This window comes from Deltaproteobacteria bacterium (assembly GCA_021737785.1).
GTDB lineage: Bacteria > Desulfobacterota > DSM-4660 > Desulfatiglandales > Desulfatiglandaceae > AUK324.
This window is the reverse complement of record JAIPDI010000048.1, coordinates 1-12,002: the sequence shown is the minus strand read 5'-3', so window position 1 is coordinate 12,002 and position 12,002 is coordinate 1. Positions and strand designations below refer to the sequence as shown.

The window sequence follows — 12,002 nt, the reverse complement described above, 5'->3', positions numbered from 1 at the left end:
CCGGCCACTTATCAAGATCATCACTTTATACCAGCCTGACCCTGAGCTGTGGATCGACTTTCGGGTCATAAGATGAGACATGAGGAGACTTGGAATGAAAGAGACAATGGTTGAATCTAAAGTAACCTATACACTGGAACAGGATGGCAAATTTCTTATTGTTGAAAATGTGCCGGCACGTGTATGCAGAGAGACGGGAGAGCAGTTCTTTTCTCCCGAGACAGTCGAGCATATCCAGGGCATTATCAAGAGCAGGGAGAACCCCGACAGGGTGATAGAGACTCCCGTGTATAATTATGGATAACAGCAAGGCCCAGCATGCCGCTTGAGTGGCACCGGTCTGCTCAAGCTGTTGCGAAAGGATGTTTCTCTGAGATTAACTGGTTGTTATCGCATTGTCCTTTTCCCGAACGGACAGATTGGATAGACCAACAAATCAAACCCTCTAAAATTGATGCAAAAAATCATGCCCCGCATCTTCCAAATCAAAGGGCGGTTCAGCGTGCCTTGGTCATCACAAGACGCCTTTGGGTTACCATACCCGGAGGCGTTTTTTTTCGGATGGATGGAGGGGGATGCGAACTGATGTATATCCTTGAATTACCAAAAGGCTGCCTTGCGTCCAAAGGAAAGTCCTGCACTGCTGACGGGAGCTAAGACATGGCTCCCATAACTGCCTCAGGCATCTTGCGGCCCGAAATCAAGCGGGCTTATGGCCTCCTTTTTGGTCTGGCTCTGTATCGTATGGGTATAGATCATGGTGGTTCGCACATCGCTGTGACCCATGAGTTGCTGGACGGTGCGGATATCGTAATTGGCCTGAAGCAGGTGGCTGCCGAAACTGTGCCGAAAGGTGTGGGGCGTGGCCCGCTTGGGGATCCTGGCCCTTTTCACCGCACCCCTGGTCGCCTTTTGCACATGACTTTGATGGAGATGGTATCTTCTTAATTCCTTTGTCTCCGGAACCAGGGTCAGGGTCTTGGCAGGGAAAAACCACTGCCAAACCAGCTCGGTGGCCGCGTTTTTGTATTCTGCGGCCAGGGCATCGGGCAGGAACACGCCGCTGTAACCGGCCTTGATGTCTTTCTCATGAAGATCCATCACCTCTTCAAGATGCGCCTTCAGTTCGGGCACGATCGCCCTGGGCAGAGGCACGGTCCTGTCTTTTTGCCCCTTTCCGTTATGAACCGTCAGCATGCCCGTATCGAAATTGAAACACCCTATCCTCAGGTTCAAACACTCGGATAGCCGCAGGCCGCACCCATACAACAGACTGACGACCAAATCGTACGGCCCCCGCAGCCGTTCAATAATCCGGTCAACCTCTTCTCTGGACAGGACAACCGGTATACAGGGCCTTCGTTTGGCCCTCGGGACATCGTTCAATTCCCCAAATTCATTTTTGAGGATGTGCCGAGAAAAGAACAAAAGCGCATTGAACGCCTGGTTCTGCGTGGAAGCGGCCACCTTCCGCTCCACAGCTAAAAAGGTCAAGAAATCCCTGGCATCCGAGGCGGTGAGGAGCTTCGGGTCCTTGCTCCGGGTAAATCCCTGCAACTGCCTCACCCATCCCCTGTATGTCTGGAATGTCCTTGGGGAATAATGCCTTAATGTGATTTCTGCTTTCAGGGCATCGAATACCGGTCGCCAATCTGCGTTCGTTGATTGCAATCGGCGTTTTTTACTTGATAATCCTTTCTTTTTATTTTTTAATGGCGCATCCTTGTCTTTGTCTGGTAATGCTATATCAAAATATGCTGAAACAGCATGGAATGCCTGTTTTTGTTGTTGTTCAGTTTGGTGCTTTTCTTTCAATTTATCAATAAACTGAGAAATATTTTCCGTGTTTAATTGATTCAATCCATATTTAGTACAAAAATCCAAATAATACCGTAACCACTTCCTGTAGTGGAAGCGGGACGTTTCCGGGACTCTTTCTTTAACCAGCTGTGCGTCGTAGAAGACGCGAATTTCAGGAGGGATCTCTTTCATTGGAGTTATCCTGTTTTTTAATAACACGCCATTTGAGGAATTATGCAGTTAAAGAAATCATAAGACACCCAGTTTCTTTGGTCAACCGTTTTTTCGTCACAAAAGTTATGCAGAAACTATACAATCACTGGTTGAACCCGGTTTGCTGCTCATCCTGAACATTAAAATGGCGCAATCCAAAGCATACGAAAAATTTGAGAAAATTATCCAAAGGAGAAAGACACTTATTCGGGGACGAAAAGGCGGACGGGTATAAAAATATAGTTAACGCGTCTCAATGCTGGACCGATTTAAATTTATTTTCCCACTTCTTTGATAAATCCTTGGCAAGATTTGGACATTTTTGTTCACAAGGGATATTTGCCGTGTAATTAGGGGGAGATATGGGCGGAGTAATCTCAGAGATTATTGGTTGGGCGGGATGGAAGCTCAAATATTGGGAAAAGCTTGCTCTATACAAAATCATGGCCGGTGAAACGCTTGACGACCAAGCCTTTAAAGAGCTGTTGCGCCACCTTCTCATCGACAATGGACTATTTCCAGTTGAGACCGACCGACCAGACATCAGCTTCGATATGTTTGATAAACAGGCTGATCTATCAGCAACGTCCACCCTCCATATCTGCGAAATTAAGAACCTTCAAAATGTAAACGCATTAGTTTCTGGCCAGTGTCTTCCATTCGGTCCAGCCCTAACGGTTGTCTTCGGTGCTAACGGTTCTGGAAAATCTGGTTATGCAAGGATTCTCGGCTGTGCGGGGTTCATTAGGGGTGAAGTTGATGTTTTTCCGAATATAAATGAACCTGGTTGTTCGAATCTTACGCCGGTAGCCGAAATAGAGATACAAAGCGATTCTGGCAGGCAATGTATCAGCTACTCGCCTAATCAGGAATGTATCGAACTTAACTCTCTCCACGTCTTTGATGTAAAGAGCGTTCAGGAACACCTCATCAAGAAGAATACTTTTACTTTTTCCCCTGCTGGATTATCACATTTGACCAAGCTTGCAGAAGTAACCGACACTGTGAGAGAGCGCCTTGCCGCTTTGGTCGATGCTCAGAGCAAGGCCCAAGATTTCACTCCTTTGTTTCAAGGGGGGAATTCACCTATCAAGGAAATGGTCACAGGGCTAAATGCCAGGACTGACCTGAATGCTCTCCAGGAAGCATCTAAGCTGACTGATGTTGATAAGACCAAAATGGCCGAATTAGATAAAAAGATTGCAGAACTCAAGACCAAAAATATTCCAAAGCAAATCGCTGCCCTTGAAAAAACTAAATCTGATCTTGATGGCCTTCGCGATAAAATCATCAATCATTCTGAGAAGTTGTCAGATGAAGTTGTTAAAAGTGTCAGCAATAGTATCGACGAATTCAAAAAAGCAGATTCCTTTTCTAAAAAGATAGGTATCGATCAGTTCAAGACGGAGTTCTTTACGCATACAGGAACGCAGACTTGGTATGATTTTGTGAAGGCAGCCAAATCATTAGCAGAAGAAGAGCAGGCAGAAGACAAGCCTTACCCTCAAGATGATGATAGATGTCTCTTTTGCCATCAACCCTTATCAATAGAGGCAAGGGAATTAATCCTGAAATTGTGGCAGTTTTTAGAGGGTGAAGCTCAGGCAGCTCTCACCAAAGCAACTCGTAATCTGAATTCGATTAAACAGAAGCTTGGAGGTATGCGTCTTGATTTTTTCAGCGATCAGGCAGTGTCATATCGATATCTAGATGAATACGATAAGGCAAAGGAATCCAAAATTGTTGAGATCATAATAAAGTTTATCGAAGCTTGTAGAATTCGAATTAAAACTCTCTCTGAAATGATCGATGATAAGGACGTTAAAGCGTCCGTTGTCGATCTATCCGAAAACGGATCTGATCTCATCGCTTCCGTCAATGAGGACTTGGACAAACAGCTTGAAAAGCTACGTGATTCTGACCCTGCCAAAGAAATTGAAAAGCTTGAAATAGAATTAAGGACACTTACCCATAAAAAAGTGTTGGGCGATCAATTTTCAGAAATAACAAAGTACGTAAATCGATTAGCATGGGCTGAAGCGGCTTTCAAAGCTGGCGGTTCAACACGGCCTATCACTCTCAAATATAATGCTTTATTCGAAGACATCGTGACTGGTGGCTATCTTCGGTTGTTTCAGGATATGCTCAGTCATCTTGGAAGACCTATTCGAGTAAAGGTGGATACGACACCTAGGAAAGGAGTAACTTTCAAACAAATAATGCTTGAGACCGATTCCGATTCGTTGCCACCTGGTGCTAATCCTGACACTGTATTGAGTGAAGGAGAAAAACGGGCAGTCGCTTTAGCTGATTTCCTGACTGAGGTTGCATTAGACATCGGCAGTGGAGGTATTGTTCTAGACGATCCCGTGACTTCGCTTGACCTTGAATGGAGTGCTGTCATTGCATCTCTTATCGTGAATGAGGCAAAAAAGAGGCAGGTGGTTGTTTTTACGCATAATCTCCCCTTCGTGCATTGTCTTAAGAACTATTGCCAGGATATGAATGTTGACGCCCAGATGCATTGGATCAAACGCGGCGATAATGATGACAAGCCTGGATATGTGTTCGCAAATAATAGCCCTGCTTTAGAATCCGACTATAAGACAACCCACATCGCTAATGAGCATTACAAGAAGGCCAAAGAGCTACCACCTGCTGAACAAGAGCTTGAACTTAAACAGGGATTCGGCGCTCTTCGTACGACCTATGAATCATTTATAATTTATAGCCTGCTTGGTGGGGTTGTTATTAGATTCAATGAGCGGATCAGCCCAGGGCGGTTAAAGGATGTTGTTTGGGATGGGGATCTATTCCAGCGGGTAATTGATAAACATGAGTCTCTGTCAAAATATATCGAAGGGCATCTTCATAGCGATGCTTATGTCCCGGTTAAACCCACACGCGAAATGCTAATACAGGAGATCAACGAATTCGATGAGATAAAGAAAAAACATCGTCAATTAGCAAGTGCACGACGATGATCTCGACTATTAGAGGATTGATATGCAAAGAAAAAAACTTACCGTAAAAAAAGTCCCACACCTTTTCATCAGCCACTCTTCGGCTGATAAAAATCTGATTGATGCCTTTGTTGACCTTCTTCAGACAGGGATAGGGCTTAATCACGACCAAGTATTCTGCACATCTCTTGAAGGAATGGATATCCCTAAAGGTAAGGATTTAATCGAATTCATCCATGAGAAAATTCAAGCTCCTTTCCTGGTTATCATGGTCGTCACGCCAAGTTATTATGAAAGCTCCTTCTGCTTGTGCGAACTTGGAGCTGCATGGGCAATGACGCATTCGTCTTTTCCCATCATCTGCCCACCGCTTGAATATTCAGACTTGGAAGCTGTGTTGAAAAATAAGGAGGTCGGGAAAATAGATAGCCCTGAAGATCTGGACAGTTTACGTGATAGGATCATAGAAGACGGTGATATCGAGAAACATAGCCCTACAAGCCGGTGGAATGTCAAAAGAGATCAATTCCTCAAGAAGATAAAGAAATTGATCCCAAAGCTGGACGGGTTTACTAAAGTCTCCATCGAAAAATATACTGAGATGCAAGATAATTATGAAACTGCCTTGCAAGATGTCGAAGACTTAGAAGAACAATTGGAGAAGGCTAAAAACACGATTAAAAAGATTAAGAAACTCAAGGACAGCAAGGCTGTCCAGGATGTGCTATTAGAGGACATGGATGAATGGGACCAGTTCAAGGCCCTTATTAAAGATGCTAAAGATTATCTTAATAAATTGCCTAATGTTGCGGTAGAAGCCATATATTATGAATATTATGGCGGCTCCTGGGTCCCATCATATTGGGACAAAGACTGGTTAAGAGAGGAAGTTGGAGACGCGCATGAGAGAGGTTACATTTCAGAAGGAGAGGATGGGGCTGTAGAGCCGAATACAGATGATCGTCGTATCTCAAAAGCAGTTGAAAAGCTGGATGCGCTTTCAAGCTTTTTAGCTCAAACTTCCACTGATTTTGATGAAGTCTTTGTCGAAAAACATGATTTCGACCCCAGCATGAGACTGCGGGATTTTTGGGAATCATTTCTCGGATTGGTCTCAAATTGACGTTAAAAAGACATAAAAAATAAAGTGGGCAGACCTACACATTGACAAAATATAGTATTTTTCAAATTTGTTCCAACCACGCCTTTCACCAGATAAACTGGTGAAGGCGGCGTTAGGCCCTAAGAGGAATGCAATGACAGATAGACCGATCGTTGCTCATCTTGTAGCCGACTGCGATTCTCAGCAAGAGAAGAAAATAAACTACAATTTCCTTCTCTTGCCTGCGATTCTCGCGGCTCAACAGCTGGCGTTAGGGTGCCTGACAGCAGGGGTAGAATCGTGGAGGGTGGCGTGAACATCTGGGAAAGTACGTTGCTTGTTTTTGCAGGCTGGGCGCTCAGCACCCTGACTACGATTCTCGGCATCTTGATAGTGCGTAAAGGCGACAAGCGGCGGCTATTCATGCGCGTGTTTCTAGTGATTGAGGAGATACTTATAAGCTTGGAACTTGCCCCAGCTTGGCGGAAGGCGGGGGGATTGGAAACGGTGCCCCAGATCCTTGGCGACGATGAAGAGTGGCGGAATCTCGTTCCGCCGCCTGCCCCCCCGCTTCCCGATGACTTCACCGAGCTACTAGTCCAGATTGCCGATTGGGAAGCAAGTCGAGGGAAGGCCGACCTCACGAAGAAGCTCCAAGCTTTGCGCGGAAAGCTCCAGTTCCTCCACAGCATTCACGCCGGTTTGATGGCCCAGGCCCAGCACGGTGCGGAACACATCTCGGAGAATGGTATAAGTTGCTTTGATGCTGAACTTCCAGAGATTAAAAAACTATGCCATAAAATTCTGAACTTGGTATATCCGATGCGTCTTGGCGTGCCCGCCAAGGCAAAACGCTGGTTTATGAAACATGTGTGGAACTGGGGTCGGGCCAATAAAAACGCCATAAATTAAGCTGGTTAAAGCGACAAAGGGCCTAAAAACGGGTCTATATTCGCATTTTTGGGGCCAAAAAGAGCGATATAGAAATTCTTGAACACGAAACAGAATTTCTAACCAGAAAATGCACCGGATAAAACCGGTGATTTTCGCGTTAAGCGTAAATACTTATCGAGATGCCAACTGTTTATAAAACTATATTACGTTCTTTGTTGATTGGGGCCGTGGCAGGGTTACTTGGTGGCGCTATAGCGGAATGGATTTTGCCACAGTCAAAAGTGTTACCCGATGACGAAAGAATTAAAGCCCAAATTCAAAAATTAGATGAAATGCAGGGAGCAATGGGTGAACTTCAGGACTTTCTTACTCAGCATAGAGAAAAGCTCCAAAAAGATAAGCTGTCAGTTGACAAACTTAGAAAGGAAAAAGAAAGGCTTGAACCAATTGTAAAAGTTGACAAGGAACTCGTCGAATCAATTTTAGGGTTGCAACAAGAGCAATTCAGAAAACAAATATGGAAAGAGAGATTTATAGGTTTCCTCATTGGATTCTTTAGCTCTTTGGCAGCAAGTTCGGTCTTTATTTTCCTAAACAGAAAAAAAATAATCGATGGTGGAAACTTCTAAAAGGAACGCTTAACCATGTGCTGGACGCCGTCTGGGCTTTCGCTGGCGCTCAACCCCAGCCGGGTCAGCACCACGTTATTGAGGAATTGATATGGAAGAATCTCTTATGAAATCACTTGAGGCTATTGGCCGATTCTTCCATCTGTATGTAATCACTTTCGCAACTTATGGAATTATAGGAGTCATTCGCCTATTGAACAACAGATATTACAAGGAAAGTTCACCCCTTAAATTTTTAGATATGAATATTTATCCAGAGTATTTCTCTCTAATTTTTGGCATCCTTTTTTTTGCATCGATCATTGTTTTTCATCTTATGTATCTAAACTTTCAAAGCATAATTGCTCACGCTATTTCTACGCCTGAAGGTATGACTAACGTCAAAATGATCAAATACGGTAGTTGGGTTGGCTCTCCTTTTTCAGAAGGTAAAATAGGTCCTAGTATTTTTTCATTCATGATAGGTTTGGGCATGCTTTACTGCATTTATCTCACAGTTGCACATCTCTTCTTCTCAATGCCAGAAAATAGTAAAATACCAAAATGGTTATACAAAATGATCGGCGGTTTTGATCTAGTCGTATTCGCCGTATCAGTATATTGGTTTTATTTGTGGAGAGCATATATCATTTCGATACGCTCGAAGATAGGAGCATAGAAAACTACATGATAACATCGGCATTCAGCAAATCGCCAAAAAAACGCGCCCGCTGATGCCGGTCAGCCAAGCCAGTCCACACCCGGCTGCAGGAGTAGACAAGTTTTCCCCATTTCAATTGATCGAGCATTGACATGGAAAGTCGGAACCAAATAGGCGTATACGTACCAGTCTCGGAAGTCTTCCCTGAGGTTCAGAGTGACATCAGCACATTCAGGTCTCTGCTCTCGGACTTGAGCAGGACTGATACACTCTTTTGGTGCGCCCGTCTGAATCTTGTGGTTTCCGCCAGTGCCAGCACAGACAGCTTAAGAGCGCAACAATTCGGCCTCAATCAGTTCTTCACTTCGAGAGATATCCAAGCGATCAATGATTTCGCCCATAGCCACGGAGGTGCAAATAGAATCAAGGTATTCTTTCGAGGCCAAATTCTTGAGCTGTTTCGTTGGGTAGCCCTTTTGAGTATCGATCATCCTGGAGATGGAACGACTTATGAGGACCCTCAGATAAGAAGAAAGTTCGCGCAGGCTGCTCTCATAGCGAGTGACATATGGGCTAACCGCATATTTAAGAATAAATTCTCGCTTGATGGAGGTATAGACCTCGCCCGAAGAAGAGCTCTGGGACCTAATAGGAAGAGTGTGGAAGGAATTACAGCGGCTCCAGAATTGACTCAATCACTGGGTCGTGGTTGGGCGTTGTTTAATCAGTACCTTCCCAAGTATTGCCACTCCTTTGATGCCGATTTCTTTTCAGCGACGGCAATCTCAGTTGAACAATATTTTATTGCTTTTGCGGCCATGGTCACGAGCTTTATGAATCCCAGAAATAACAGCGGAATTTTCAACGTCAGAAACCTTCAAGAAGATTCGAGGTTTGGAGATGTATTCTCTCGGTACTTGGAGCTCGAGTCTCAGGATCCTGATGAACTGAAACAGGCACTTTGGGCCGGCATCGGCCATGATATTGGCCGATACGAGGATGCGCCTATTGCTTATTACCGTCCATTGAGGGATAGGCCAATCCTACGTACTGAGGACGGCCGGGGAATCATATTTGACCCCACCTTTTACAGTGAGAAAGCATCGATTGGTCCGCTATTCCACATACTGAAATCCCCCAAGTACAAATCCGATGATCTATTTAACGCCTTTGGTCATGCATTTGAAGATTATGTACTTGACATTCTGGGACGTATGTTTGCCTCCTCTGGAGGTCTGGCAAAGCGTTTTTCTCGGAATATCCAAATTGCGGACAGCGCAGGCAACTCGGTTGAGATAGACGGATTGCTTAACGATGCTTTAGAGGTTGTGCTGTTTGAAGTCAAATCGGGGCTCATACCAGAAACCGCTGTCCTATGCGACGACTACGAGACTCTCCTACAGTCGATGCGGGATAAATACAGTATCACTAGCAACTCAAAGGGGCGTCTAAAGCTCAAAGGCGTTGGCCAACTCGCGAGAGCGGCTGAATCACTAGCCACCAAGAAACGGGCAGGCAAAGACGATGAGTTTCGGACTCTTAAGAATATTTACCCGGTTCTCATCGTTCACGATACATTTCTGACTTCACCCGTATATGGCAGTTTCTTTTCCTCCGAGTTTGCTGCCCATTTACAACCTGATTCAACGCTGGCCAGCGGGATATTCATAAAGCGAGATATGAAAATTGCCCCTGTGATTGTCATGTCAATCGATGACTTAGAGAATCTTGAGACGTCGGTCGAGCATTTTGCTTTTCGCGATCTGCTTGCAGACTACTCCCGGTCGTGCCCTGATCGCTTAATGTCATTGCACAATTTCATCGCTTTCAGCGCCCAATATCGTGACGCTATGTACCATAACCGGAAGTTGGCATCCAGCGCTCTCGACATACTGATAGATGCGGTGAGACAGTATTCGGGAGGAAGTTTGCAGATCTATGAGAACGGCTAACGAAGGGCTGGAGTCGGACAGCGCCGCGATTAGCTGGTAACAATTAGGAGCATATTCAATGTTGGGTTTTAACAGGACCGAGGGGACGTTGTTGACTAACGTGACAAACTACTTTCTGTGCGGCAGCGAAACGCTGTTTAGAAAGTAAGATTCTCTCTGTTCAGTCTGAATGCATGCACTGCGGATAAATTTCAAATGAGGAGGAGTTTGGCCAACCCTGGCGACGTCATCGATAAAGCCCAAACCTTGCGTCCTTGGTTGGGTCTGGGCCGGAAGCATCCCTTTTATAGCCTTACGGCAAGTGAGACAGATCTCCCTGGATTCCGCCTGAGGCGGATAAAAAGGACGGGAATCACGCCTTGGCGTGAGTACACAATCCCGCTTGAAAGCGGGACTCATAGCTTTGCACTCGGGCTTCCCTGCCACAGGCGGCTAAACCTGCCGAAGGCAGACAACCCCGCCAGAGGCGGGTGTCAATGATCGGTATTATGGAGCCACCGATGATCGGGGTTATGGAGCCAGTTGAAAGTGGCCGAAAGTGGGTCTCGACAAGTGGCCAAATTAACGTATTTCACCCCCTTTCACAAGTGCAGATTTTGGTGTTTTGAAAGTGGAAGATTTTTGTGAGTCGACACCTCCAAATTGCCATTCAATATGGCGATATGTACGCCGGAGCGATCCAACCGCCTCAATCGAAGAGCTTCTTTCTTTTTGGCTGAGGGGACACTCCCAGGCGAAGCTGGAGCTTCCCGGGCAGGGGCCGGGGATTGAACAGGAAGATCTTCAGCTTTCTCGAAAATCTGTGATTTATACGCAGAGTTATGGTAAGGTGCGTATAAAATCATGGAAAGGAAGGATGGAATTTGGAAAGACAGCCGCTGGTCGTACAGACCCTGTATGCCGAACTCATGGAGCAGATGCTGGCCCTGGAGGCGGGCAGGAGCATCGGCGGTGTGGAAGGGTGTTTCACCACTAAGAACATCAAAGGGGAGCAATACGTCTATTTCCAATATTCCGACCCTGGCGGCCGGAAACGGCAAACCTATATCGGGAAAAGGGGACCTTCGCTGGACCGGGTCGTGGATCGCTTTGCTTCCGACAGGGAGAGCGTGAAAGACGACCAGAATGAGATCAAACGCCTTTGCGCGCTGCTCCGAGCCGGGGGCGCAATGACAACGGAAGGTGCATCCGCAAGGGTGCTCAAGGCCTTTGCCCAAAGCGGACTGTTCAGAATGGGGGCGGTCCTGGTTGGGACCCATGCCTTTACGGTTTTAGGGAACCTCCTTGGTGTGAAATGGCTTCATTCCGCCCTGCAAACCCAAGATTTGGATATTGCAGGCGAACGACGCCTTGGCATCGCCTTTCCATCAGTCGAAAAGGCCGATGTACCCCAAGTTCTCGATCAACTGGAGATGGGTTTCCTGCCTGTACCCGCCTTTGACCCAGGACAACCTTCCTCATCCTTCAAAGTCCGGGGAAAATCCCTGCGGGTGGATTTCCTCACCCCTTCAAGGGGATCGAAAGACACGGGTCCCGTACCGATTCCCCGTTTCGGCGTGGCCGCTCAACCGCTCCCCTTTCTGGATTTCCTCATGGAACATGCCGAACATGGGGCCGTGGTAAACGGCGGCGGGGTGCTGGTTCAGGTGCCTACGCCGGCCAGGTTTGCCCTCCACAAACTGATGTTGTTCGGCGAACGGGGAGTGATTGCACACACCAAAGCAGAGAAGGACCTGGTTCAGGCCTCGCAGCTTATTCAGGTCCTGACAGAGGATCGGCCCGGAGACCTTATCCTTGCGTGGGAGGCCG

General features: G+C 46.3%; 9 protein-coding genes. 8 read left to right on the top strand and 1 reads right to left on the bottom strand.

Features of this window, described 5'->3' with window-relative positions:
- The first annotated feature begins 79 nt into the window (after nucleotides 1-79).
- On the top strand, nucleotides 80-304 hold the full coding sequence (locus tag K9N21_19285) for a YgiT-type zinc finger protein (GenBank protein ID MCF8146055.1): 225 nt from the start codon (nucleotides 80-82) through the stop codon (nucleotides 302-304).
- 374 nt (nucleotides 305-678) lie between these two features.
- Here the strand turns inward: K9N21_19285 and K9N21_19280 are convergent, their stop codons facing one another.
- Entirely contained in the window at nucleotides 679-1,992 is a 1,314-nt protein-coding gene (locus K9N21_19280; protein MCF8146054.1) for an integron integrase, read from the bottom strand.
- 383 nt (nucleotides 1,993-2,375) lie between these two features.
- Here K9N21_19280 and K9N21_19275 point away from each other — a divergent pair, with 383 nt between their 5' ends.
- The 7 genes from K9N21_19275 to K9N21_19245 form a co-directional block, all read left to right on the top strand.
- Nucleotides 2,376-4,997, top strand: a complete 2,622-nt coding sequence (locus K9N21_19275; GenBank protein MCF8146053.1) for an AAA family ATPase — start codon at nucleotides 2,376-2,378, stop codon at nucleotides 4,995-4,997.
- 22 nt (nucleotides 4,998-5,019) lie between these two features.
- Nucleotides 5,020-6,099: a toll/interleukin-1 receptor domain-containing protein gene (locus K9N21_19270; GenBank protein MCF8146052.1), complete on the top strand. Its 1,080-nt coding sequence runs from the start codon at nucleotides 5,020-5,022 to the stop codon at nucleotides 6,097-6,099.
- A 291-nt stretch (nucleotides 6,100-6,390) separates the two neighbouring features.
- Entirely contained in the window at nucleotides 6,391-6,990 is a 600-nt protein-coding gene (locus K9N21_19265) for a hypothetical protein (protein MCF8146051.1), read from the top strand.
- A gap of 161 nt (nucleotides 6,991-7,151) precedes the next feature.
- A complete protein-coding gene (locus tag K9N21_19260; GenBank protein MCF8146050.1) occupies nucleotides 7,152-7,601 on the top strand; it encodes a hypothetical protein in 450 nt (149 codons plus the stop codon).
- 91 nt (nucleotides 7,602-7,692) lie between these two features.
- The gene (locus K9N21_19255) at nucleotides 7,693-8,259 is read left to right on the top strand and encodes a hypothetical protein (protein ID MCF8146049.1); all 567 of its coding nucleotides are present in this window, start codon (nucleotides 7,693-7,695) and stop codon (nucleotides 8,257-8,259) included.
- 134 nt (nucleotides 8,260-8,393) lie between these two features.
- The gene (locus K9N21_19250; GenBank protein ID MCF8146048.1) at nucleotides 8,394-10,193 is read left to right on the top strand and encodes a hypothetical protein; all 1,800 of its coding nucleotides are present in this window, start codon (nucleotides 8,394-8,396) and stop codon (nucleotides 10,191-10,193) included.
- An 863-nt stretch (nucleotides 10,194-11,056) separates the two neighbouring features.
- Nucleotides 11,057-12,002 (top strand): hypothetical protein (locus K9N21_19245; protein ID MCF8146047.1); only part of this gene is annotated, 946 nt, incomplete at its 3' end.